The following is a 23,244-nucleotide window of genomic DNA, read 5'->3' on the forward strand; positions in this document are numbered from 1 at the left end:
CAGGCGATAAGAGAGTTGATCCCGATGAGCTTACACAGGTAAGTGATTCGGGTGAGCGAGCACAGCCAACGCATCTGCAACGTGAAAAACAACGTGTAAAAAAGGGCAGGCCGGTTGGTGCTGCCCTTTTGCTTTTCTCAACGTAAAGAATCTACAGCCATCATGGACAATAAACGTATTCCTCAAGCCGCGTCGCCCCTGGCATCGTGGCTTTCTTATCTGGAAAACCTGCACAGTAAAACCATCGATCTCGGCCTGGAACGCGTAAGTCAGGTGGCGAGCAAACTGGGTGTGTTGAAACCCGCGCCATTTGTTTTTACGGTGGCGGGAACCAACGGGAAAGGCACAACCTGCCGTACGCTGGAATCTGTGCTGACCGCAGCAGGTTATAAAGTCGGCGTTTACAGTTCGCCGCATCTGGTGCGCTACACGGAACGCGTACGCGTGCAGGGGCGTGAACTGCCGGAATCAGCGCATACCGCCTCGTTTGCTGAGATTGAAGACGCGCGTGGCGACATTTCCCTGACCTACTTTGAATACGGCACGTTATCGGCGCTCTGGCTGTTTAAACAGGCCCAACTGGATGTCGTCATTCTGGAAGTTGGGTTAGGCGGTCGCCTTGACGCGACCAATATCGTGGATGCCGATGTTGCGGTGGTCACCAGCATTGCGCTTGACCATACTGACTGGCTGGGCCCGGATCGCGAAAGCATTGGTCGTGAGAAGGCAGGAATTTTCCGTGCAGAGAAACCGGCTATCGTTGGCGAGCCGGAAATGCCTTACACCATTGCCGATGTTGCGCAAGAGAGCGGGGCGATTTTGCAACGCTGCGGCGTGGACTGGCGCTATGCGGTTACGGAGAACGACTGGTCCTTTACGGACGATCACGGTACGTTGGCGCACCTGCCGTTGCCGCAGGTCCCACAACCTAACGCCGCTACCGCACTGGCAGCACTGCGCGCAAGCGGGCTTAACGTCAGCGAGCAGGCCATTCGTGACGGTATTGAACAGGCGATTTTACCGGGGCGCTTCCAGATTGTGAGCGAGTCGCCGCGGGTGATTTTTGATGTTGCCCATAACCCGCATGCGGCGGAGTATCTGACCGGCCGTCTGAAAAAATTAGTGAAAAGCGGGCGTGTACTTGCGGTTATCGGTATGCTACATGATAAAGATATTGCCGGTACGTTAGCCTGGTTAAAAAGCGTGGTTGACGCCTGGTACTGTGCGCCCCTGGAAGGGCCGCGTGGTGCTACTGCAGAACAACTGCTGGAGCATCTGGGCAAAGGCTACGCCTATGACAGCGTGGCGCAGGCATGGTCTGCGGCGCTAGCTGAGGCGAAGCCAGAAGATACCGTGTTGGTGTGTGGATCGTTTCACACTGTCGCACATGTCATGGAAGTGATAGACGTGGGGAGAAGCGGTGGCGAGTAAGTTTCAGAATCGATTAGTCGGCACAATTGTGCTGGTCGCGCTGGGGGTGATTGTGCTCCCCGGGCTGCTTGACGGGCAGAAAAAGCATTATCAGGATGAGTTTGCGGCGATCCCGCTGGTGCCGAAACCCGGCGATCGCGATGAACCAGACATGATGCCTGCAGCCACGCAGGCGCTGCCGACGCAGCCACCGGAAGGGGCGGCTGAAGAGGTGCGCGCGGGCGATGCTGCCGCGCCATCGTTGGATCCGTCACGTTTGACGACGGCAAACAGCGCGGAGTTAGATCCTGTCCCCGCGCCTGTAGAACAGCCGAAACCCAAACCGAAGCCGCAGCCGGTTGCCGTCGCTCCGACGCCAGCACCGGCTCCAGCGCCGAAACCGGCCGCGGTGGAACCGCCAGCGCCAACCGGCAAAGCGTACGTTGTACAGCTCGGTGCGCTGAAAAATGCGGATAAGGTCAATGAGATCGTGGGTAAACTTCGTGGCGCGGGCTTCCGGGTATATACTTCCCCGTCAACGCCGGTGCAGGGTAAAATAACCCGTATTCTCGTAGGACCTGACGCCTCCAAAGATAAGCTGAAGAACTCGCTGGGCGAGCTGCAGAAGATCTCCGGTCTGAGTGGCGTAGTGATGGGGTACACCCCTAATTAAGGGATTGCGCTGTTCACGGCGCTGCTCTTAATTCAGGCCGGATAGGGCGTTTTTACCGCTATCCGGCAGTGCCCGAAGAGGCATAAAACGGTATGGCGTTGAAGATTTTTTCAGCGCCATTTTTATTTACGCGTGGAAAGGAAATCCCTACGCAAACGTTTTCTTTTTCTGTTAGAATGCGCCCCGAACAGGACGACAGGGCGTTAAATCGTGGGACACTTATGGTCTGGATTGATTACGCCATTATCGCGGTGATTGGTTTTTCCTGTCTGGTTAGCCTGATCCGTGGCTTTGTTCGTGAAGCATTATCGTTGGTGACTTGGGGTTGTGCTTTCTTTGTCGCCAGCCATTACTACACTTACCTGTCTGTCTGGTTTACGGGCTTTGAAGACGAACTCGTTCGAAATGGGATTGCTATCGCGATACTGTTTATCGCGACACTTATCGTCGGCGCTATCGTTAACTTTGTGATAGGCCAACTGGTAGAGAAAACAGGCCTGTCGGGTACCGACAGGGTGTTGGGGATCTGCTTTGGTGCTCTGCGAGGAGCGCTGATCGTCGCTGCCATACTGTTCTTTCTCGATACCTTTACCGGTCTGTCGAAAAGTGAAGACTGGAGCAAGTCGCAGCTGATCCCGCAGTTCAGTTTCATCATCAGATGGTTCTTTGACTATCTGCAAAGCTCGTCAAGTTTCTTGCCCAAAGTATAAACTTTGGGTTGTTGCTGAACGAGGAAAAGACGTATGTGCGGTATTGTCGGTATCGCCGGTGTTATGCCGGTAAACCAGTCGATTTATGACGCGTTAACGGTGCTCCAGCATCGTGGTCAGGATGCCGCAGGCATCATCACCATTGATGCCAACAACTGCTTCCGCTTGCGTAAAGCAAACGGAATGGTGAGCGATATTTTTGAAGCGCGCCATATGCAGCGTTTGCAGGGCAATATGGGCATCGGTCATGTGCGTTACCCAACGGCTGGCAGCTCCAGCGCCTCCGAAGCTCAACCTTTTTACGTCAACTCACCGTATGGCATCACGCTTGCCCATAATGGCAACCTGACCAATGCGCATGAGCTGCGTAAAAAGCTGTTTGAAGAAAAGCGCCGCCACATCAATACCACTTCAGACTCTGAAATTTTGCTGAATATTTTCGCCAGCGAGCTGGATAACTTCCGCCATTATCCGCTGGAAGCCGATAATATTTTTGCTGCTATTGCGGCAACCAACCGCCAGATCCGCGGCGCCTATGCCTGCGTGGCGATGATTATTGGCCACGGTATGGTTGCCTTCCGCGATCCTAACGGTATCCGTCCGCTGGTACTGGGTAAACGCGATATCGGGGATGGTCGTACCGAGTATATGGTAGCCTCCGAGAGCGTGGCGCTGGATACGCTGGGCTTTGAATTCCTGCGCGATGTGGCACCTGGCGAAGCGGTGTATATCACCGAAAAAGGTCAGCTGTTTACTCGCCAGTGTGCCGATAACCCGGTCAGCAATCCGTGCCTGTTTGAATACGTTTACTTCGCTCGTCCTGACTCCTTTATCGACAAGATTTCCGTCTACAGCGCCCGTGTAAATATGGGTACCAAGCTTGGCGAAAAAATTGCTCGTGAGTGGGAAGATCTGGACATTGACGTGGTGATCCCGATTCCGGAAACCTCCTGCGATATCGCGCTGGAAATTGCCCGTATTCTCGGTAAGCCGTACCGTCAGGGTTTTGTGAAAAACCGCTACGTGGGTCGTACCTTTATCATGCCCGGCCAGCAGCTGCGCCGTAAATCCGTGCGCCGTAAGCTGAACGCCAACCGTGCGGAATTCCGTGATAAAAACGTGCTGCTGGTGGATGACTCCATCGTGCGCGGTACCACCTCGGAACAGATTATCGAGATGGCGCGTGAAGCCGGAGCGAAGAAAGTGTATCTGGCCTCTGCGGCCCCGGAAATTCGCTTCCCGAACGTTTATGGTATCGATATGCCTACGGCGACGGAGCTGATTGCTCATGGTCGCGAAGTGGACGAGATTCGCCAGATAATCGGTGCAGACGGTCTTATCTTCCAGGATCTGAACGATCTGATTGAAGCGGTCCGCGCTGAGAACCCGGATATTCAGCAGTTTGAATGCTCAGTGTTTAACGGCGTGTACGTCACCAAAGACGTCGACCAGCAATATCTCGATTTCCTTGACTCCCTGCGTAATGACGATGCCAAAGCAATTTTGCGTCAGAACGAAGCGGAAAACCTCGAGATGCATAACGAAGGGTAATGTTCTGTTGCAGGTCAGGACACATAGAGTGGACTGACTTGCAACTGCGCATAAAAACCTGCAAAGTCAGCCCTGAAGCAAGTAAGGGCGAAAAAATGAAACGACTCATTGTAGGGATTAGCGGTGCCAGTGGCGCGATTTATGGCGTGCGCCTGCTGCAGGTTTTGCGTGACGTTACTGATGTGGAAACCCATCTGGTGATGAGTGCTGCTGCCCGACAGACGCTGGCGCTGGAAACTGACCTCTCTGTACGCGATGTGCAGGCACTGGCGAATGTAAATCACGATACGCGCGATATCGCCGCCAGTATCTCTTCCGGCTCTTTTCAGACCGCCGGAATGGTAATATTACCTTGTTCAATCAAAACGCTTTCAGGCATCGTCCACAGTTACACCGATGGGCTGCTTACCCGTGCGGCAGACGTGGTGTTGAAAGAACGCCGCCCGCTGGTGCTGTGCGTGCGTGAAACGCCCCTGCATCTGGGGCATCTGCGGCTGATGACGCAGGCGGCAGAAATTGGCGCGGTGATTATGCCGCCAGTTCCGGCATTCTATCATCGCCCGCAAACGCTAGATGATGTGATTAATCAAACAGTTAACCGCGTACTCGACCAGTTTGATATCTCCCTTCCACAGGATCTGTTCACCCGCTGGCAAGGGGCGTAAAACCGTTCCATCAGCGTGCAAAGAAACATCCGTTGCCCTGTTTCAGGGCAATTTTGTAACCGCGATCATATCCTCAACATTTAATTCGTTAAAACTCAACGAAACGCTGCGGTTCAACCGTCAGACCTGCTATCTTCAAAATCAGGACATTATTGCAACGTTTTATTAACATATTTAACGTCGAATATCCTCATCGACGCGAAAATGGCATAAGACCTGCATGAAAAAGTCTGCAAACACACAACACAACGTAAAACATAATAAAATTACGCCACTTGAGGGTTATGTATGAAGAAGACGGTTCTTGCTTTGTCTTTGCTGGTAGGACTCTCCGCCACCGCGGCCAGCTACGCAGCACTTCCGCAGACGGTTCGTATTGGTACAGATACAACGTACGCACCTTTTTCCTCTAAAGATGCCAAAGGCGACTTTGTCGGCTTTGATATCGATCTGGGAAATGAGATGTGTAAGCGCATGCAGATCAAATGTACCTGGGTAGCCAGCGACTTTGACGCGCTGATCCCGTCGCTGAAAGCGAAAAAAATTGATGCCATCATCTCCTCGCTTTCAATCACTGAGAAGCGTCAGCAAGAGATTGCGTTCTCAGACAAGCTTTACGCAGCAGACTCACGTCTGATCGCCGCGAAAGGTTCCCCAATTCAACCGACTCTTGATTCCCTCAAAGGTAAACATGTTGGCGTACTGCAAGGCTCGACTCAGGAAGCCTATGCTAATGACAACTGGCGCAGCAAAGGCGTAGATGTGGTGGCCTATGCGAACCAGGACCTTATCTATTCTGACCTGACAGCGGGTCGTCTGGACGCGGCGTTGCAGGATGAAGTCGCGGCCAGCGAAGGCTTCCTGAAGCAGCCTGCCGGTAAGGACTACGCTTTTGCTGGTCCGTCGGTGAAAGATAAAAAATACTTTGGTGACGGCACCGGGATTGGCTTGCGCAAAGATGATGCAGAGCTGAAAGCTGCTTTCGATAAAGCGCTGGGCGAACTGCGCAAAGACGGCACCTACGACAAAATGGCGAGCAAGTATTTTAACTTCAATGTCTACGGCGATTAATACGCCGCAGCGGGGAATGGACTGCACCATTGCGGGTAACCATTACGGTGCATAATAAATTCAGTGCACTGTTTTAGTGCTTTTGTCGCTGTCTTAATAAGCATGAGTGCATACTTAAGCGCTTTTCATGCAAATAAATACCGTCGACAGGGTAGAATGCTTTGCCTTGTCGGCCCGATTAATGGCACGATAACTGCACCTGGTCCTGTAAAGATCCCCTATAAAAGACAGTCTGTTGAGGATAGTTATGAAAAAACTGGTGTTGTCTCTTTCTCTGGTCCTGGCTTTCTCCAGTGCTACCGCAGCATTTGCAGCCATTCCGCAAAAAATTCGTATCGGTACCGATCCTACTTATGCGCCGTTCGAATCGAAAAATGCACAGGGTGAATTAGTCGGTTTTGATATCGATCTGGCTAAAGAGCTGTGCAAACGTATCAATACACAATGTACCTTCGTGGAAAACCCGCTGGACGCGCTTATCCCTTCGTTAAAAGCGAAGAAAATCGATGCGATTATGTCCTCGCTTTCCATCACTGAAAAACGTCAGCAGGAAATCGCCTTTACCGACAAGCTTTATGCAGCCGACTCGCGTCTGGTTGTCGCTAAAGATTCTGCTATTCAGCCAACCATTGAGTCGCTGAAAGGTAAACGTGTTGGCGTGCTGCAGGGCACGACTCAGGAAACCTTCGGCAACGAGCACTGGGCGCCAAAAGGCATTGAAATTGTCTCTTATCAGGGGCAAGACAATATCTATTCTGACCTGACTGCCGGGCGTATTGATGCTGCTTTCCAGGATGAAGTCGCAGCCAGCGAAGGCTTCCTGAAACAGCCGGTCGGTAAAGATTACAAATTCGGCGGCCCATCTGTAAAAGATGAGAAGTTATTCGGCGTGGGTACCGGTATGGGGCTGCGCAAAGATGATAACGAACTGCGCGAAGCACTGAACAAAGCCTTTGCCGAGATGCGAGCTGACGGTACTTACGAGAAGCTGGCGAAAAAGTACTTCGATTTTGATGTTTATGGCGGTTAATCACCGCAGGTGCTGATAAAGCCCGTAGATTTTTGACGTGTTGAATTTATGCCTGATGGCGCTGCGCGTATCCGGTCTACAGCGATTTTGTAGGCCGGATAAGGCAAAGTCGCCATCCCGCATTTAACAGTTTGTCTGAAATCAAAAGAGGCTTATTACTCCACCACACACGACAGGACAGGCAGCATGTTGTATGGCTTTTCAGGTGTTATTTTACAGGGCGCAATTGTTACGCTGGAGCTGGCACTTAGCTCGGTGGTACTGGCGGTTCTGATAGGCCTTGTCGGCGCGGCAGCAAAGCTGTCGCAAAGCCGGGCGCTGGCGCTTATTTTCGAAGGGTACACAACGCTTATCCGCGGCGTGCCCGATCTGGTCTTAATGCTGCTCATCTTTTACGGATTACAAATCGCGCTGAATACCCTTACCGATGCAATTGGTATCAGCCAGATTGATATCGATCCGATGGTCGCGGGTATTATTACGCTCGGGTTTATCTACGGAGCCTATTTTACCGAAACATTTCGTGGCGCATTTATGGCCGTGCCAAAAGGCCATATTGAAGCCGCGACGGCATTCGGTTTTACCAGTTCACAAATATTTCGCCGCATTATGTTCCCGGCGATGATGCGCTATGCCTTACCGGGAATTGGCAATAACTGGCAGGTCATTCTTAAGGCCACGGCGCTGGTATCGTTGCTCGGCCTGGAAGACGTGGTGAAAGCCACTCAGCTTGCCGGAAAAAGTACCTGGGAGCCGTTCTATTTTGCCGTAGTGTGCGGGGTCATCTATCTGGTGTTTACCACTGTTTCTAATGGTGTGCTGCTGTACCTTGAGCGCCGCTATTCCGTGGGTGTGAAGAGGGCTGACCTGTGATTGAGATTATTCAGGAATACTGGAAGTCCCTGCTGTGGACCGACGGATATCGCTACACCGGCGTGGCTATCACCCTGTGGCTTCTGATTTCATCGGTGGTGATGGGCGGGATACTGGCGCTGTTTTTGGCAATTGGTCGTGTTTCCAGTAATAAATTTATCCAGTTTCCCATCTGGCTGTTCACCTATATTTTTCGTGGGACGCCGCTGTACGTCCAGTTGCTGGTGTTTTATTCCGGGATGTATACGCTGGAGATAGTCAAAGGCACGGACTTCCTCAACGCGTTTTTCCGCAGTGGGCTAAATTGCACCGTGCTGGCGCTGACGCTGAATACCTGCGCCTATACCACGGAGATTTTCGCCGGGGCTATTCGTTCCGTACCCCATGGTGAGATTGAAGCCGCGCGCGCTTACGGTTTCTCGTCATTTAAACTGTATCGCTGCATTATTTTGCCTTCCGCGCTGCGTATTGCGCTGCCGGCTTACAGCAATGAAGTTATTTTAATGCTGCACTCCACGGCGCTGGCATTTACCGCAACGGTGCCTGATTTGTTGAAAATCGCCCGCGATATCAACTCGGCAACGTATCAGCCGTTTACCGCCTTCGGTATTGCCGCTTTTCTGTATTTGATTATTTCGTATGTCCTGATCAGTCTGTTCCGTAAAGCGGAAAAACGCTGGTTGCAGCATGTATCCTCTAAATGATTCGAGTAACACGATGTCTGAAAATAAATTAAACGTTATCGATTTACATAAGCACTACGGCGAACATGAAGTGCTGAAAGGGGTATCGCTGCAGGCCAATGCGGGTGATGTTATCAGTATTATTGGCTCGTCAGGTTCCGGTAAAAGTACCTTCCTGCGCTGCATTAACTTTCTCGAGAAACCGAGCGCCGGGTCGATTGTCGTCAGTGGTCAGAACATTGGTCTGGTACGCGACAAAGACGGCCAGCTTAAGGTTGCAGACAAAAATCAGCTGCGCTTGCTGCGCACGCGACTGACGATGGTCTTTCAGCACTTTAATCTGTGGAGCCACATGACGGTGCTGGAAAACGTGATGGAAGCGCCGATCCAGGTGTTGGGGCTGAGCAAGCAGGAAGCTCGCGAACGTGCGGTGAAGTATCTGGCGAAAGTGGGTATTGATGAGCGCGCTCAGGGCAAATATCCGGTGCATCTGTCCGGTGGTCAGCAGCAGCGTGTCTCCATTGCTCGTGCGCTGGCGATGGAACCGGAAGTGTTGCTGTTTGATGAACCCACGTCGGCACTTGACCCGGAGCTGGTGGGCGAAGTGCTGCGCATTATGCAACAACTGGCCGAAGAGGGAAAAACCATGGTGGTCGTGACCCACGAAATGGGGTTTGCCCGTCATGTCTCCACGCACGTGATTTTCCTGCATCAAGGGAAGATTGAAGAAGAGGGCGATCCGGAACAGGTATTTGGTAATCCGCAAAGTCCGCGTTTGCAGCAGTTCCTCAAAGGTTCGTTGAAGTAAGTCACCTGCCCGGAGGCGCTACGCTTTCCGGGCCTGGGATTTTAGCGCGTCGCACTCCAGACGATAAACCCAGTCGTCGTAGGCGATACCATCAATCTCATACGCCTTTTCCAGCACCTGCGTACGCACGAACCCCGTTTTTTCCAGAATCCGTATTGAGCCCTTATTATCCGCCAGTGCGTAAGCATTTATCGCCGTGACCTCCGCGTGCTCGAAGGCGTACTGGCACACCGCGCGTACGGCTTCGCTGGCAATACCTTTCCCCTGCGCCTGTGGCATGATGGCGTAGCCGAGGTCGGCTTCGTGTGGGTAGAGATGGCTGATTTGCAGACCAATATCGCCGAGCGGCGTCGGGTTGTTGTGCTCGCGGATGACAAAAGTGTGCTGAGCGGCAAGGCGTCTGGCGAATAACAGACGCGTATCTTTCGCCGGGGCGATGTTGCTCATATAGCGCATGACTTCAGGACATTCACGTAGTTTCTGGAAAAATGACCAGTCAGAAAACTGAAACAAAGAGAGGGTAAGTCGGGGAGTCGAAATTATCGCCATAACGTCGCCATTGCAGAAATCTGGCCTATAACCTTACCACCACAACGGCGACCGTGAATAGCGCTTAGGGGTTATCGGATGACATCCGCCAGCGCTTCTTCTAAATCGTACCAGCGAAACGCGAAACCGGACGCTTCCAGGCGTTTTGGCAACGCTCGCTGCCCGCCGAGAACCAGCACTGAAGATTCGCCCATCAGCAACCGCATTGCGGTGGCGGGAACGCGCAGAATGGCAGGACGGTTCAGGGCGTGGCCCAGCGCGTGGGCAAACTGCTCATTGTGCACCGGGTACGGTGAAACCATATTGAAGGGACCGCGCAGATCGTTATCCAGCAGCCAGAGAATTCCGTTGACCATATCATCAATATGGATCCAGGCCATATACTGGCGTCCGTTGCCAATTGGTCCGCCTAAGCCAAGACGAAACGGTGGAACCATTTTCGCCAGAATGCCGCCAGCAGAGGCCAGTACCACGCCGGTGCGCAGCATACACACGCGGGTTTTATCGCTTTGCGCAGTGCTGGCAATTTGCTCCCAGCGGGCGCACAGCTTATGGGTAAATTCGTTATGCGGCGGCTCTTCTTCTGTGACCACCACTTCGCCTAAATCGCCGTAGTAACCGGTAGCGGAACCGGAGATTAGCACTGCGGGCGGTGTCTCGCTGGCATTGATTAAATCGACCAGCTTCTGCGTAATGACCCAGCGGCTCTGACACAGGCGTTCCTTTTGCTGGGCACTCCAGCGCTTGTCCGCAATCGGCTCTCCGGCAAGGTTTATGACGGCATCAATGTCATTGAGATTTTGCCGCTCTTCCAACCCTTTGGACAGCGTAACCCAGGAGTCGAGAATCTGACGCGCCTTATCTGGAGAACGGGTCACTACGGTTATCTGATGCCCCAGTTCCAGCAAGCGGGGGATCAGATGACGTCCAATCAGGCCAGTACCGCCGGTAATCAGAATCTGCATGTCGCCTCCCGGGTTATGTTTTAGCGCTGCCAGCTCAGCGTCATAGAGACTGAGTCGGCGTAACGTAATGCGTGAAGTTTATCTATCTCTACTTGAGCATAAGTGACCCAGTGATGTTCGCGTGCGATATCGAGCACATCTTGAGTTAATTTTTCTAACAATGAGAAGCGGTTACCCTCCACGTGGGCAATGATGCTCTTGGTGATAGTGCGATAATTCAGCGCGTCGTTGATATCTTCGCTGGTACGGGCTTTGTCTGCCGGATAGTGAATGGCAATGTTGATGACGATATCCTGGCGGTTAAGGATCTCCTCTTCTTTGATGCCGATAAAAGTGCGCAGACGAAGGTTTTTTATACGAATAATTGCGTCAGGTTGTGACATTGCAGGTTTCCTCCATGTATGAACCTTTGCATGATACACGAGAACCGAATCGCGTCACCGCTTCTCACTTTGTGCTTGTTGCATGGCGCGTTCCGTTGCGGGACGCGTACGGATGCGTTCATGCCAGTTATTGACCGCCGGGTAGTTGTCGAGGTCGATGCGCTGACGCTGATGGGCGTGGATCCACGGCCAGCAGGCAATGTCGGCAATGCTGTAGTGATCGCCTCCCAGCCAGGGGGACGTTTCCAGACGTTTATTCATCACGTTGTACAGGCGCTGGGTTTCAACCTGGTATCTTTCAATGGCGTAGGGAATCGTTTGTGGGGCGTAGTGGCTAAAATGATGATTCTGACCGAGCATGGGTCCGAGGCCGCTGACCTGCCAGAACAACCACTGCAGTGTAGTGTGGCGTTCACGTAACTCACCGCTCAGCAGCTTACCGCTCTTTTCTGCCAGATAGAGTAAAATTTCTCCAGACTCAAACAGGCTGATGGGCTTTCCGCCGTCAACCGGGGCACTGTCGATAATGGCCGGGATTTTATTGTTTGGTGAGATTTGCAGAAAATCAGGGTGAAACTGGCTACCTTTGCTGATATCGACATGAATCAGACGGTATTGCAGCTGCGCCTCTTCAAGAAACAGCGTGATTTTGTGACCGTTTGGCGATGGAGTGTAATAGAGATCGATCATTTTCAGCGTCCGTTTTGTCATGAACCGGGTCATAACAAGTATAGAGCCTGTTGGCGTGCGTGAGTTTTCATCAAGTGACAGTGAGAGAAAGACTCTATATTTTGAAGGCAAGCCAATACATTTCAGAGGACATTATGAGCAAATCTGCAATTACGCTGTGGTCAGATGCCAATTTTTTCTCCCCTTACGTGCTGTCTGTTTATGTCGCTCTGCAAGAGAAAGGACTGCCTTTTACGCTGAAAACCGTTGATCTCAACAGCGGCGAACACTTGCAACCTTCATGGCAAGGGTATGCGTTAACGCGGCGCGTGCCGGTGCTTGAAATCGACGGTTTCGAGCTGAGCGAATCATCAGCGATTACTGAGTTCCTGGAAGAGAGTTTTGCGCCGCCGCAGTGGGAGCGTATCTACCCACACGATGTGCAAAAGCGCGCGCGGGCGCGCCAGGTTCAGGCGTGGATCCGCAGCGATCTGATGCCTATCCGTGAAGAACGCTCAACGGACGTAGTTTTTGCTGGCGTGAAGAAAGGTCCGTTAAGCGAAGCGGGAAAAGTCAGTGCGGAGAAATTGTTCGCCACTGCGAGCCATTTATTGAGCAACGGGAAGCAGAATTTATTTGGCGAATGGTGTATTGCCGACTGCGATTTAGCGCTAATGCTGAATCGTCTGGTCCTTAACGGCGATGAGGTTCCCGAAGCGCTTGCAGAATATGCCGCCTTCCAGTGGCAGCGCGCTTCAGTCCAGCGTTTTATCGCGCTTTCAGCGAAGCGTTCCTGCTGAAAAACGGGGCGTAATCCAGTATCATTACAAGGTACTTTTCAACGAGGAGTGAGTGATGAAACTGATGTTCGCATCGGACATTCATGGTTCGTTGCCAGCCACGGAACGCGTACTTGAACGGTTTGCCGCAAGCGGTGCGCAATGGCTGGTGATATTGGGTGATGTTTTAAACCACGGACCGCGTAATGCGCTCCCGGAAGGCTATGCGCCTGCGCAGGTTGCTGAGCGGTTGAATGCGCTGGCAGCGCGGATTATCGCGGTGCGTGGCAATTGTGACAGCGAAGTGGATCAGATGCTTCTGCATTTTCCGATGACCGCGCCGTGGCAGCAAATTCTGACAGAAAACCAGCGACTCTTTTTGACGCACGGGCATCTTTTTGGCCCGCAAAATATGCCGGCGCTCAACGTGGGAGATGTGCTGGTTTATGGGCATACACATCTGCCCGTTGCTGAGCGTCAAGGGGATGTTTACCACTTCAATCCCGGCTCGGTAAGCATCCCGAAAGGGGGCTTTGCGGCAAGTTACGGGATTCTGGATGATAATGTTCTCAGCGTAATGGCACTCAATGATCAAAGTGTTATTGCACAGGTCGAGATTAATCCGTAATTTACCCCACAAACATAAACGCGCCGTAAGAGCGCAAGAAAAAAGAAGGTTTCCTGATGGTGGAACAGCGTCGTTTGGCAAGTACGGAATGGGTGGATATTGTGAATGAAGACAACGAAGTCATTGCACAATCCAGCCGGGAACAAATGCGGGCGCAACGCTTACGCCATCGTGCAACGTATATCGTCGTGCATGATGGTATGGGCAAAATTCTGGTTCAGCGCCGTACTGAGACAAAAGATTTTTTGCCCGGCATGCTGGATGCCACCGCTGGCGGTGTTGTGCAGGCTGACGAGCAACTACTGGATTCAGCGCGCCGTGAAGCGGAAGAGGAACTGGGGATTGCGGGCGTGCCGTTTGCCGAGCATGGGCAGTTTTATTTTGAAGACCAGAACTGTCGCGTATGGGGCGGGCTGTTTAGCTGTGTTTCCCACGGACCGTTTGCGCTTCAGGAAGAAGAGGTTAGTGAAGTTTGCTGGCTGACGCCGGAAGAAATTACCGCGCGCTGCGACGAATTTACGCCGGACTCACTGAAAGCCCTGGCGCTGTGGATGACCCGCAACGCTAAGAATGAAGGGGCGAAAGCCGAAAAGCAGGAAGAAGCTGAGTAAAATCTGCTCATCCGGCCTACAGCGTCGAGAAGTCGTGTAGGCCGGGCAATCGTTTTTTAATGGTAACCCATTATCTGCGCGCCAATCACCACCACGCTGGACATAATAAACAGCAGTCCCAACAGCGTGGCGCCAACCTTCAGCCAGTTACGAAAATCCACCCGACACACGCCTAACGTTGCCATCAGCGATGCCGACGTAGGATAGATAATATGGCTGAATCCGTCGCCAAACTGGAAGGCCAGTACGGTGACCTGACGGTTTACGCCAACCAGATCGCCTAAGGGTGCTAATAACGGCATGGTCAATGCAGCCTGACCAGAGCCGGAAGTAACGAAGAAATTAAACACCGCCTGGAACAGCAGCATAAACCACGCCGCGATGGCGTTATCCAGCCCGCTGATGCCGTTGGCAATGCTGTGCAGCAGCGTGTTCAACACGCTGGCTTCACCCGCCTCTCCATTACCGACCAGCAGTAATATGCCCTTGGCAAAACCGACCAGCAGGGCAGGGGCAATCATCATTCGCGCGCCTTCAGTGAATGAGGAGGCCATGATGTTGACCGTCATGCCGTTGAGACGAAAGACCACGCCGATGATGCCAATTACCAGGCCCATGGTGAAGAACTGACTGGCGATCTCAGGAATAAACCACGCGTTGACGATCACGCCCCAGACAACCCAAATCATTACCGCAGTCAGCACCAGCAGCACCAGCCAGTCGCCCAGCGTGAAGCGTCGTTCCACAACGTCGTCCTGCTGTTCGCGAAAGAAACGGTCGGATTCATGTACCCGGGACAAAAGCGGATTCTTTTTGATGCGCGCCGCATAGGCCAGCGTGAAGGTCAGACCTATCAGGGTCGCAATTACCCAGACAATGATACGCAGACCGGAACCAGAGAGCACCGGCACGCCCGCAATCCCCTGCGCGACGACCACGCAGAACGGGTTCATCCATGAGCTGGCGAATCCAATTTGAGTCGCAATATAGGTGACCAGAACGGTGGTGATACTGTCGTAACCTAACCGTACCATTAACGGTGCGATAATAATGGCAAAGGCGACCGCCTCTTCCCCCATGCCAAACACCGCGCCGCCTAATGAGAAGAGAACAAACAGCACCGGGATAAACAGGACTTCGTTTCCTCGCGTATGGCGGATGAGCGCCAGGATGCCGTTATCGATGGTTCCGGTACGCATAACGATGCCGAATGCACCGCCAATCACCAGCATAAACATAATAATGCCGACGGCAGTGCCGAATTTAGAGCCGGAGGTTAACCCTTCAAACGGAAAATTCATCAGGCCAGGGCGCTCATCACCGGTGGTGAAAAACTGCACCCGGTGATACTGCTCTTCGCCCGCGTCGTTGGTCAGAATTCGAAAAGAATGGGGGTCGACCACCTTACGGGTTTTGGTTTGTCCATCAACCTGATACTGCACTTCCTGACTGTCGAACATTCCGACGGGAACAACCCATGTCGCCAGACTGGTTAAAATGGTAACGAAAAAAATAATCACCAACGTATCGGGCATCGCCCATTTTTTAGCTGGCTGTGTTTCTGTTACTGCTGACATGAAAGACTATCCCTGTTGCAATGCAAAAGAGGATAAGTATGCAAACAGGAGAATAGTTATTCATTGATGCAGCGCATCCTGGCAAAGGTTTCAGAATATGCCAACGGGAAAAACAGGTATAAAAAAACCGGAAATATAAGCTATTTCCGGTTTAATAAGCAGAAGTGTTGCCGGATAAGACATCCGGCACACTCGACAGATTACTGCTGCTGTTGGGAAGACTGGATCGCGGTCAGAGCGATGGTGTAGACGATGTCGTCAACCAGCGCGCCACGAGACAGGTCGTTCACAGGCTTGCGCATACCCTGCAGCATCGGCCCGATGGAGATCAGGTCGGCAGAACGCTGTACCGCTTTGTAGGTGGTGTTACCGGTGTTCAGATCCGGGAAGATGAACACGGTAGCACGACCTGCAACCGGAGAGTTCGGCGCTTTGGATTTTGCTACGTCAGCCATAACGGCGGCGTCATACTGCAGCGGACCGTCGATCATCAGGTCAGGACGTTTTTCCTGCGCCAGACGCGTGGCTTCACGAACTTTTTCTACGTCGCTACCTGCACCAGAAGTACCGGTGGAGTAGGAGAGCATTGCTACACGTGGTTCGATACCGAAAGCAATGGCGGATTCAGCGGACTGAATCGCGATTTCTGCCAGTTGCTCTGCAGTCGGATCCGGGTTGATCGCGCAGTCGCCGTATACGTAAACCTGATCCGGCAGCAGCATGAAGAACACGGAAGACACCAGGGAACTACCCGGTGCAGTTTTGATCAGCTGCAGCGGCGGACGGATGGTGTTCGCGGTGGTATGAACTGCACCAGAAACCAGACCGTCAACGTCGTCCTGTTCCAGCATCAGGGTACCGAGAACCACGTTGTCTTCCAGCTGTTCGCGGGCAACGGTTTCGGTCATACCTTTGTTTTTACGCAGTTCGACCAGGCGAGCAACGTAGCTTTCGCGAACCACATCTGGATCAACGATTTCTACGCCAGCGCCCAGCTCAACGCCCTGAGAGGCCGCAACGCGGGTGATCTCATCCGGGTTGCCCAGCAGTACGCAGGTTGCGATACCGCGTTCAGCACAGATAGCCGCCGCTTTAACGGTACGCGGCTCGTCACCTTCCGGCAGAACAACGCGCTTGCCGGCTTTACGTGCCAGCTCGGTCAGCTGATAACGGAACGCTGGCGGAGACAGACGACGGCTGCGCTCAGAGGTCGCGGTCAGGGATTCAATCCAGTCAGCGTTGATGTAGTTAGCAACGTATTCCTGAACTTTCTCAATACGTTCGTGATCGTCAACCGGAACTTCCAGGTTGAAGCTCTGCAGGCTCAGAGAGGTCTGCCAGGTGTTGGTGTTCACCATGAATACCGGCAGGCCGGTTTCAAATGCACGTTCGCACAGTTTAGTGATACGCGCGTCCATTTCGTAGCCGCCAGTCAGCAGCAGGGCACCGATTTCCACGCCGTTCATGGCTGCCAGGCATGCTGCAACCAGCACGTCAGGACGATCGGCGGAAGTCACCAGCAGAGAACCGGCACGGAAGTGCTCCAGCATGTGCGGAATGCTGCGTGCGCAGAAAGTCACAGACTTCACGCGACGGGTGTTGATATCACCTTCGTTAACGATAGTGGCGTTCAGATGACGCGCCATATCGATTGCACGCGTTGCGATCAGATCGAAGCTCCATGGCACCGCGCCCAGAACCGGCAGTGGGCTGGATTCTTGCAGTTTAGCCGGATCAACTTTGATCACTTTTGCTTTGGAAGAGTCGTCGAAAATCTCGGACAGATCCGGGCGAGTACGGCCCTGCTCATCAACCGGTGCGTTCAGTTTGTTAACGATTACGCCGGTGATGTTGGTGTTTTTCGCGCCGCCGAAGCTGCTGCGAGTCAGTTCAATACGCTCGTTCAGCTGTTCCGGGGTATCGGTACCCTGAGACATTACGAAGACGATTTCTGCGTTCAGCGTTTTCGCGATTTCGTAGTTCAGAGACTGCGCGAACTGATGTTTACGGGTTGGGACCAGGCCTTCAACCAGTACAACTTCAGCGTCTTTAGTGTTCGCGTGGTAGTTCGCGATGATCTCTTCCATCAGCACATCTTTCTGATTGCTGGACAACAGAGATTCAACGTGGCTCATCTTCAGCGGCTCAGCGGCTGGCAGAGAAGAGTTAGCACGGACGATGCTGGTAGTCTGGTCTGGCGCATCGCCACCGGCACGCGGTTGAGAGATCGGCTTGAAGACGCTCAGACGAACGCCTTTGCGTTCCATTGCGCGGATCACGCCAAGGCTGACGCTGGTCAGACCGACGCTGGTTCCGGTAGGGATCAGCATAATAATACGGGACACGGTTTATCCTCTTTCGTTACCGTCGATGTAGACGGGTTACAAAACAGCACCGCCAGCTAGGCTGGCGGTGTGAAATCAGGCAGTCAGACGGCTCGCGTCTTGCGCGATAACCAGTTCTTCGTTGGTTGGGATAACCACCGCAGGACGGGTACCTTCTTTGTTGATGAAACCAGATTTGCCGAAACGTGCGGCCAGGTTACGTTCGTGGTCAACTTCAAAGCCCAGAACGCCCAGTTTGCCCAGAGACAGTTCACGAACCATCGCTGCGTTTTCACCGATACCACCGGTGAAGACAACTGCATCCAGACGACCATCCATCAGCGCAGTGTAAGAACCGATGTATTTCGCCAGACGGTGACAGTAAACGTCCATTGCACGTTTAGCGTCTTCTTTAGTCGCGTAGTTATCTTCAACATAACGGCAGTCGCTGGTGACTTCGGTCAGACCCAGCAGGCCGGACTCTTTGGTCAGCATTTTGTTGATCTGGTCAACGCTCATGCCCAGGGTGTCGTGCAGGTGGAAGATGATCGCCGGGTCGATGTCACCGGAACGCGTACCCATCACCAGACCTTCCAGCGGGGTCAGACCCATGGAGGTATCAACACATTTACCGTTACGGATAGCAGAAACAGAACCGCCATTGCCCAGGTGGCAAGTGATGATGTTGAGCTCATCAACCGGTTTGTTCAGAATTTTTGCCGCTTCCTGAGTCACGAAGAAGTGGCTGGTACCGTGCGCGCCGTAACGACGAACACCGTGTTCTTTGTACAGGCTGTATGGCAGAGCATAGAGGTAAGACTCTTCCGGCATGGTCTGATGGAACGCGGTGTCGAACACAGCCACGTTTTTGTCTTTCAGATTCGGGAAGGATTTCAGCGCTTCTGCGATACCGATCAGGTGTGCAGGGTTATGCAGCGGTGCAAAAGAGGCTGCGTCTTTGATACCCTGAATAACGGAATCGTCGATAACCACAGAGCCGGTGTATTTCTCGCCGCCGTGAACAACACGGTGACCAATCGCAGTCAGCTGAGCAGACAGTTCTGGTTTTTGTGCCAGAATAGTATTAACGATAAAATTCAGCGCTTCACTGTGAGCGGCGCCTGCACCTAAAGCCGCTTCTTGTTTACCGCCGTCCATTTTCCACTTGATACGTGCTTCTGGGAGATGGAAACATTCGGCTAAACCAGAGAGGTATTCTTCACCGTTTACTGCATCGATGATGGCAAATTTCAGTGAGGAGCTACCGCAGTTCAGAACCAGTACTAACTTACTCGACATGGAAGTACCTATTTATGATACGTGGCTAAAAAAACGTCAGGAAGTCATAGAGCGTAGCGCATGATGACACCGACGTTTATGATTAACATCATGCGCCATAGTCTTTTTGGGCACGATGGAATAAATACCTTTGAGTCTATGTCATTTTGCGTATTTTTCAGCCAATGGCATACTATGTGTCAATTTGACGACTCAATGATTTTGGACTAAAGGCCTTACAGGCCGGCACAGGATACCTGAATGTGGGTATCAAAGACAAAATGTTTTGAACGATGTCCCTTGTAGTTGTTGTTTTGCACAAATTTTTTAATTTTTATATGTGAAGTTGAGGTAACCGCCATGTCGACACCGGATAATCGTTCCGTCAATTTTTTTAGCTTGTTTCGCCGGGGGCAGCACTATGCGAAGACGTGGCCAATGGAAAAGCGCCTCGCACCTGTGTTTGTAGAGAACCGCGTGATCCGCATGACGCGTTACGCGATCCGTTTTATGCCGCCTATCGCCGTCTTCACCTTATGCTGGCAAATTGCGTTAGGGGGGCAGTTGGGACCGGCCGTGGCGACTGCGCTGTTTGCGCTCAGCCTGCCGATGCAGGGCATGTGGTGGCTGGGTAAACGTTCTGTAACGCCGCTGCCGCCTTCAATACTCAACTGGTTCTACGAAGTTCGGGGTAAATTGCAAGAAGCCGGGCAGGCGCTCACTCCGGTAGAAGGAAAGCCTGATTATCAGGCGCTGGCTGACACGCTTAAGCGCGCCTTCAAACAACTGGATAAAACTTTCCTTGATGATTTGTAATTGACCCCTGATTACGCATATAAAAGAAGGCACAAGATGCCTTCTTTTTTTTCATCGCAGTAGTAGTGATACAGGAGTCCCAAATGGAAATGACCAACGCTCAACGTCTGATTTTGTCTAATCAGTACAAAATGATGACTATGCTCGATCCCACTAACGCCGAGCGTTATCGTCGTTTGCAGACGATTATTGAACGCGGTTACGGCTTGCAGATGCGCGAGCTGGATCGTGAGTTCGGTGAGCTGACGGAAGAAACCTGTCGTACGATTATCGATATTATGGAGATGTATCACGCATTACATGTGTCCTGGACTAATCTTAAGGACGCGCAGGCTATTGATGAGCGCCGCGTGACCTTCCTTGGCTTTGACGCCGCAACGGAAGCCCGTTACCTCGGGTACGTACGTTTTATGGTTAATGTCGAAGGTCGTTATACCCACTTTGATGCGGGTACGCATGGCTTCAACGCCCAGACCCCGATGTGGGAAAAATATCAGCGTATGCTAAATGTCTGGCACTCTTGCCCGCGCCAGTATCACCTGAGTGCGAATGAAATTAACCAAATCATTAATGCCTGAGGGGGCGAGCGTGCAGTGCAAAGGTTTTCTGTTTGATCTGGATGGAACGCTGGTCGATTCCTTACCCGCAGTAGAACGCGCGTGGTGCAACTGGGCCGATCGTTTTGGCCTCGATCACGCCGAGGTGCTCGGCTTTATTCATGGCAAGCAGGCCATTACCTCCCTGCGACACTTTATGGTGGGCAAATCTGAGGCTGAGATCGCCGCGGAATTCACCCGCCTGGAGCAGATCGAAGCGACGGAAACCGCGGGGATCACAGCGCTGCCGGGAGCGGTTGATTTACTCAACCACCTCAATAAAGCGGGTATTCCATGGGCGATTGTGACCTCCGGATCCATGCCGGTCGCACGAGCGCGTCATCGTGTCGCGGGTCTGCCTGCTCCTGAAGTGTTTGTCACCGCCGAGCGGGTAAAAAGAGGCAAACCCGAGCCTGACGCCTATCTGTTAGGCGCCCAGCTTCTAGGTCTTGCGCCACAGGAATGCGCGGTGGTGGAAGATGCGCCCGCTGGGGTGCTTTCAGGACTGGCGGCAGGGTGTCATGTGATAGCGGTCAACGCGCCTGTGGACACGCCGCGTCTGGATGAGGTCGATTTTTCGCTGACCAGTCTGGAACATATTTCTGTGACCAAACAGCCTAACGGAAATGTGGTCGTGGTAAGAAATACCTGAACATGATTTAGCCCCAGATTGTTGGGGCTTTTTTATGGCAGAATCGATCCATCCCTCTCATTTAACAAGGATATGTTGTGAACGGTGAATTGATATGGGTTCTCTCATTGCTGGCGATTGCCGTCGTCTTGTTTGTTACTGGCAGAGTGCGTATGGACGCGGTCGCTTTGCTGGTCATCATTGCCTTTGTTCTGAGCGGAACATTGAGCATCACAGAAGCCTTTTCCGGATTCAGCGATCCTAACGTTATTTTGATAGCGGCATTATTCATTATCGGCGACGGCCTGGTGCGTACCGGGGTGGCGACAGTAATGGGTGCCTGGCTGGTGAAGGTGGCTGGCAGCAGTGAAGTCAAAATGCTGGTGTTGCTGATGATTACCGTTGCCGGGCTCGGGGCGTTTATGAGTTCGACCGGCGTGGTCGCCATCTTTATCCCGGTGGTCTTAAGCGTTTCCATGCGCATGGAAATTTCCCCTTCACGCCTGATGATGCCGCTGAGCTTTGCCGGATTGATAAGCGGCATGATGACGCTGGTGGCGACGCCGCCTAACCTGGTCGTCAACAGTGAACTGTTACGTGAAGGACTTAACGGGTTCAGCTTTTTTAGTGTTACCCCGCTGGGGCTGGTGGTTCTGGTACTCGGCATAATTTATATGCTGCTGATGCGCTTTATGCTCAAGGGAGAAGATTCCAGGCAGCCGGGAGACGGCTGGAAACGCCGGACCTTTCGCGATCTGATTAAAGAATATCGCCTGACCGGGCGCGCGCGTCGGCTGGCGATTCGTCCCGGTTCTCCTATGATTGGCCAGCGTCTGGATGATCTGAAGCTGCGTGAGCGCTACGGGGCAAACGTGATTGGCGTGGAACGCTGGCGTCGCTTTCGTCGCGTAATAGTCGACGTTAACGGGGTTTCTGAGTTTCGCGCCCGTGATGTATTGCTGATTGATATGTCCGCGGCCGATGTCGACCTGCGTGAATTTTGCAGTGAACAGTTTCTGGAACCAATGGTACTGCGCGGCGAATACTTCTCCGAGCAGGCGCTTGATGTGGGGATGGCCGAGATCTCTCTGATCCCTGAATCGGAATTGATCGGCAAAACGGTACGGGAAATCGCTTTTCGTACCCGCTACGGGCTGAATGTCGTTGGGCTGAAGCGCGATGGCGCGGCTCTGGCTGGAGCGGTGGTGGATGAGCCATTGCTGATGGGCGATATCATATTAGTGGTGGGCAACTGGAAGCTCATCACACTGTTGGGACAAAAAGGGCGTGATTTTGTCGTGCTGAATATGCCCGAGGAAGTCAGTGAAGCTTCTCCGGCGCACAGCCAGGCACCGCATGCGATTTTCTGTCTGGTGCTGATGGTTGCTCTGATGCTCACTGATGAAATTCCCAATACGGTGGCTGCGATCATCGCTTGTCTACTGATGGGGAAATTTCGCTGTATTGATGCCGAAAGTGCCTATAAAGCGATTCACTGGCCAAGCATTATTTTGATTGTCGGGATGATGCCCTTCGCGCTGGCTTTACAAAAAACCGGCGGTGTCGACTTGGTGGTGAAAGGGCTGATGGATGTCGGTGGCGGGTATGGCCCGTATGTGATGTTGGGCTGCCTGTTCGTGCTGTGTGCGACTATCGGGTTATTTATCTCCAACACCGCGACGGCGGTGCTGATGGCGCCAATCGCGCTGGCGGCTGCAAAGTCGATGGGCGTTTCACCGTATCCTTTTGCGATGGGGATTGCGATGGCAGCATCCGCAGCCTTTATGACACCGGTCTCTTCGCCGGTAAACACTCTGGTGCTCGGACCTGGCAACTACAGCTTTAGCGATTTCGTGAAGATTGGCGTACCGTTTACCATCATTGTGATGGCGGTGTGCGTGGTGATGATCCCGATGCTGTTTCCGTTTTGATGTTGTTGGCGGATGGCGACGGGGATATCTTCG

At 52.7% G+C, this 23,244-nt stretch carries 24 protein-coding genes; 17 read left to right on the forward strand and 7 right to left on the reverse strand.

Annotated elements, in window-relative coordinates:
- The first annotated feature begins 162 nt into the window (after nucleotides 1–162).
- From folC to hisP, 10 genes are all read left to right on the forward strand, one after another.
- Nucleotides 163–1,431 (forward strand): bifunctional tetrahydrofolate synthase/dihydrofolate synthase, encoded by a 1,269-nt coding sequence (folC, locus tag HV229_RS07910; RefSeq protein ID WP_046275570.1) that lies wholly within the window; start codon nucleotides 163–165, stop codon nucleotides 1,429–1,431.
- On the forward strand, nucleotides 1,421–2,083 hold the full coding sequence (dedD, locus tag HV229_RS07915; protein ID WP_016153857.1) for a cell division protein DedD: 663 nt from the start codon (nucleotides 1,421–1,423) through the stop codon (nucleotides 2,081–2,083). The genes folC and dedD overlap by 11 nt, the downstream gene beginning before the upstream one ends.
- A 221-nt stretch (nucleotides 2,084–2,304) precedes the next feature.
- A complete protein-coding gene (gene cvpA / locus HV229_RS07920; protein ID WP_005129678.1) occupies nucleotides 2,305–2,793 on the forward strand; it encodes a colicin V production protein in 489 nt (162 codons plus the stop codon).
- A gap of 33 nt (nucleotides 2,794–2,826) precedes the next feature.
- A complete protein-coding gene (purF, locus tag HV229_RS07925) occupies nucleotides 2,827–4,344 on the forward strand; it encodes an amidophosphoribosyltransferase (RefSeq protein WP_005129677.1) in 1,518 nt (505 codons plus the stop codon).
- A 95-nt stretch (nucleotides 4,345–4,439) separates the two neighbouring features.
- The gene (locus HV229_RS07930; protein WP_019077299.1) at nucleotides 4,440–5,009 is read left to right on the forward strand and encodes a UbiX family flavin prenyltransferase; all 570 of its coding nucleotides are present in this window, start codon (nucleotides 4,440–4,442) and stop codon (nucleotides 5,007–5,009) included.
- Between the two features lie 288 nt (nucleotides 5,010–5,297).
- Nucleotides 5,298–6,080 (forward strand): lysine/arginine/ornithine ABC transporter substrate-binding protein ArgT, encoded by a 783-nt coding sequence (gene argT / locus HV229_RS07935; RefSeq protein ID WP_006683634.1) that lies wholly within the window; start codon nucleotides 5,298–5,300, stop codon nucleotides 6,078–6,080.
- Nucleotides 6,081–6,327: 247 nt separating this feature from the next.
- Nucleotides 6,328–7,110: a histidine ABC transporter substrate-binding protein HisJ gene (hisJ, locus tag HV229_RS07940; RefSeq protein ID WP_003028120.1), complete on the forward strand. Its 783-nt coding sequence runs from the start codon at nucleotides 6,328–6,330 to the stop codon at nucleotides 7,108–7,110.
- A 186-nt stretch (nucleotides 7,111–7,296) separates the two neighbouring features.
- Nucleotides 7,297–7,983, forward strand: a complete 687-nt coding sequence (locus HV229_RS07945) for a histidine ABC transporter permease HisQ (RefSeq protein ID WP_016153853.1) — start codon at nucleotides 7,297–7,299, stop codon at nucleotides 7,981–7,983.
- Entirely contained in the window at nucleotides 7,980–8,687 is a 708-nt protein-coding gene (hisM, locus tag HV229_RS07950) for a histidine ABC transporter permease HisM (RefSeq protein WP_181547232.1), read from the forward strand. The genes HV229_RS07945 and hisM overlap by 4 nt, the downstream gene beginning before the upstream one ends.
- 13 nt (nucleotides 8,688–8,700) lie before the next feature.
- Nucleotides 8,701–9,474 (forward strand): histidine ABC transporter ATP-binding protein HisP, encoded by a 774-nt coding sequence (gene hisP, locus HV229_RS07955; RefSeq protein WP_043017062.1) that lies wholly within the window; start codon nucleotides 8,701–8,703, stop codon nucleotides 9,472–9,474.
- A gap of 18 nt (nucleotides 9,475–9,492) precedes the next feature.
- Here the strand turns inward: hisP and HV229_RS07960 are convergent, their stop codons facing one another.
- From HV229_RS07960 to yfcG, 4 genes are all read right to left on the reverse strand, one after another.
- A complete protein-coding gene (locus HV229_RS07960; protein WP_181547234.1) occupies nucleotides 9,493–10,023 on the reverse strand; it encodes a GNAT family N-acetyltransferase in 531 nt (176 codons plus the stop codon).
- Between the two features lie 71 nt (nucleotides 10,024–10,094).
- A complete protein-coding gene (locus tag HV229_RS07965) occupies nucleotides 10,095–10,988 on the reverse strand; it encodes a TIGR01777 family oxidoreductase (protein ID WP_181547236.1) in 894 nt (297 codons plus the stop codon).
- 20 nt (nucleotides 10,989–11,008) lie between these two features.
- Nucleotides 11,009–11,371 (reverse strand): dihydroneopterin triphosphate 2'-epimerase, encoded by a 363-nt coding sequence (folX, locus tag HV229_RS07970; protein WP_016153849.1) that lies wholly within the window; start codon nucleotides 11,369–11,371, stop codon nucleotides 11,009–11,011.
- A gap of 54 nt (nucleotides 11,372–11,425) precedes the next feature.
- Nucleotides 11,426–12,061 (reverse strand): GSH-dependent disulfide bond oxidoreductase, encoded by a 636-nt coding sequence (gene yfcG, locus HV229_RS07975; RefSeq protein ID WP_016153848.1) that lies wholly within the window; start codon nucleotides 12,059–12,061, stop codon nucleotides 11,426–11,428.
- A 134-nt stretch (nucleotides 12,062–12,195) separates the two neighbouring features.
- On the opposite strand from yfcG, the gene yfcF reads away from it, so the two are divergent.
- The 3 genes from yfcF to yfcD are packed head-to-tail and all read left to right on the forward strand — an operon-like array spanning nucleotide 12,196 to nucleotide 14,058.
- Nucleotides 12,196–12,840, forward strand: coding sequence for a glutathione transferase (gene yfcF / locus HV229_RS07980; RefSeq protein WP_046275573.1), 645 nt, complete (start codon nucleotides 12,196–12,198; stop codon nucleotides 12,838–12,840).
- Nucleotides 12,841–12,895: 55 nt separating this feature from the next.
- On the forward strand, nucleotides 12,896–13,447 hold the full coding sequence (gene yfcE / locus HV229_RS07985; protein ID WP_016153846.1) for a phosphodiesterase: 552 nt from the start codon (nucleotides 12,896–12,898) through the stop codon (nucleotides 13,445–13,447).
- Between the two features lie 56 nt (nucleotides 13,448–13,503).
- Complete coding sequence (gene yfcD / locus HV229_RS07990; RefSeq protein WP_006683645.1) at nucleotides 13,504–14,058, forward strand: NUDIX hydrolase YfcD; 555 nt, start codon at nucleotides 13,504–13,506, stop codon at nucleotides 14,056–14,058.
- 56 nt (nucleotides 14,059–14,114) lie between these two features.
- On the opposite strand, the gene yfcC is transcribed toward yfcD, so the two are convergent.
- The 3 genes from yfcC to ackA all read right to left on the reverse strand — a co-directional run bounded on the left by yfcC (nucleotide 14,115) and on the right by ackA (nucleotide 19,258).
- The gene (yfcC, locus tag HV229_RS07995; RefSeq protein ID WP_181547238.1) at nucleotides 14,115–15,635 is read right to left on the reverse strand and encodes a putative basic amino acid antiporter YfcC; all 1,521 of its coding nucleotides are present in this window, start codon (nucleotides 15,633–15,635) and stop codon (nucleotides 14,115–14,117) included.
- Between the two features lie 200 nt (nucleotides 15,636–15,835).
- Nucleotides 15,836–17,980, reverse strand: coding sequence for a phosphate acetyltransferase (gene pta, locus HV229_RS08000; RefSeq protein WP_016153844.1), 2,145 nt, complete (start codon nucleotides 17,978–17,980; stop codon nucleotides 15,836–15,838).
- Nucleotides 17,981–18,055: 75 nt separating this feature from the next.
- The gene (gene ackA / locus HV229_RS08005) at nucleotides 18,056–19,258 is read right to left on the reverse strand and encodes an acetate kinase (protein WP_016153843.1); all 1,203 of its coding nucleotides are present in this window, start codon (nucleotides 19,256–19,258) and stop codon (nucleotides 18,056–18,058) included.
- Nucleotides 19,259–19,597: 339 nt separating this feature from the next.
- On the opposite strand from ackA, the gene yfbV reads away from it, so the two are divergent.
- The 4 genes from yfbV to HV229_RS08025 all read left to right on the forward strand — a co-directional run bounded on the left by yfbV (nucleotide 19,598) and on the right by HV229_RS08025 (nucleotide 23,211).
- Nucleotides 19,598–20,053: a terminus macrodomain insulation protein YfbV gene (yfbV, locus tag HV229_RS08010; protein ID WP_016153842.1), complete on the forward strand. Its 456-nt coding sequence runs from the start codon at nucleotides 19,598–19,600 to the stop codon at nucleotides 20,051–20,053.
- A gap of 83 nt (nucleotides 20,054–20,136) precedes the next feature.
- A complete protein-coding gene (locus tag HV229_RS08015; RefSeq protein WP_016153841.1) occupies nucleotides 20,137–20,631 on the forward strand; it encodes a YfbU family protein in 495 nt (164 codons plus the stop codon).
- Entirely contained in the window at nucleotides 20,624–21,301 is a 678-nt protein-coding gene (locus tag HV229_RS08020; RefSeq protein ID WP_085951065.1) for a sugar phosphatase, read from the forward strand. The genes HV229_RS08015 and HV229_RS08020 overlap by 8 nt, the downstream gene beginning before the upstream one ends.
- A 77-nt stretch (nucleotides 21,302–21,378) precedes the next feature.
- Entirely contained in the window at nucleotides 21,379–23,211 is a 1,833-nt protein-coding gene (locus HV229_RS08025) for an SLC13 family permease (protein ID WP_019077293.1), read from the forward strand.
- Nucleotides 23,212–23,244 lie beyond the last annotated feature (33 nt).

Origin of the sequence: Citrobacter sp. RHBSTW-00524 (assembly GCF_013747755.1) — a bacterium.
Lineage (GTDB): Bacteria > Pseudomonadota > Gammaproteobacteria > Enterobacterales > Enterobacteriaceae > Citrobacter > Citrobacter braakii.

Bases quoted from the DNA above. Each gene is read 5' to 3' on its own strand.
- yfcE (WP_016153846.1), top strand. From the start codon at position 12,896: ATGAAACTGATGTTCGCATCGGACATTCATGGTTCGTTGCCAGCCACG.
- yfcC (WP_181547238.1), bottom strand. From the start codon at position 15,635: ATGTCAGCAGTAACAGAAACACAGCCAGCTAAAAAATGGGCGATGCCC.
- yfcF (WP_046275573.1), top strand. From the start codon at position 12,196: ATGAGCAAATCTGCAATTACGCTGTGGTCAGATGCCAATTTTTTCTCC.
- yfcD (WP_006683645.1), top strand. From the start codon at position 13,504: ATGGTGGAACAGCGTCGTTTGGCAAGTACGGAATGGGTGGATATTGTG.
- HV229_RS08015 (WP_016153841.1), top strand. From the start codon at position 20,137: ATGGAAATGACCAACGCTCAACGTCTGATTTTGTCTAATCAGTACAAA.
- HV229_RS07930 (WP_019077299.1), top strand. From the start codon at position 4,440: ATGAAACGACTCATTGTAGGGATTAGCGGTGCCAGTGGCGCGATTTAT.
- HV229_RS07945 (WP_016153853.1), top strand. From the start codon at position 7,297: ATGTTGTATGGCTTTTCAGGTGTTATTTTACAGGGCGCAATTGTTACG.
- HV229_RS08020 (WP_085951065.1), top strand. From the start codon at position 20,624: ATGCCTGAGGGGGCGAGCGTGCAGTGCAAAGGTTTTCTGTTTGATCTG.
- hisP (WP_043017062.1), top strand. From the start codon at position 8,701: ATGTCTGAAAATAAATTAAACGTTATCGATTTACATAAGCACTACGGC.
- HV229_RS07960 (WP_181547234.1), bottom strand. From the start codon at position 10,023: ATGGCGATAATTTCGACTCCCCGACTTACCCTCTCTTTGTTTCAGTTT.
- cvpA (WP_005129678.1), top strand. From the start codon at position 2,305: ATGGTCTGGATTGATTACGCCATTATCGCGGTGATTGGTTTTTCCTGT.
- yfcG (WP_016153848.1), bottom strand. From the start codon at position 12,061: ATGATCGATCTCTATTACACTCCATCGCCAAACGGTCACAAAATCACG.
- hisJ (WP_003028120.1), top strand. From the start codon at position 6,328: ATGAAAAAACTGGTGTTGTCTCTTTCTCTGGTCCTGGCTTTCTCCAGT.
- argT (WP_006683634.1), top strand. From the start codon at position 5,298: ATGAAGAAGACGGTTCTTGCTTTGTCTTTGCTGGTAGGACTCTCCGCC.
- HV229_RS07965 (WP_181547236.1), bottom strand. From the start codon at position 10,988: ATGCAGATTCTGATTACCGGCGGTACTGGCCTGATTGGACGTCATCTG.
- yfbV (WP_016153842.1), top strand. From the start codon at position 19,598: ATGTCGACACCGGATAATCGTTCCGTCAATTTTTTTAGCTTGTTTCGC.
- folX (WP_016153849.1), bottom strand. From the start codon at position 11,371: ATGTCACAACCTGACGCAATTATTCGTATAAAAAACCTTCGTCTGCGC.
- purF (WP_005129677.1), top strand. From the start codon at position 2,827: ATGTGCGGTATTGTCGGTATCGCCGGTGTTATGCCGGTAAACCAGTCG.
- folC (WP_046275570.1), top strand. From the start codon at position 163: ATGGACAATAAACGTATTCCTCAAGCCGCGTCGCCCCTGGCATCGTGG.
- ackA (WP_016153843.1), bottom strand. From the start codon at position 19,258: ATGTCGAGTAAGTTAGTACTGGTTCTGAACTGCGGTAGCTCCTCACTG.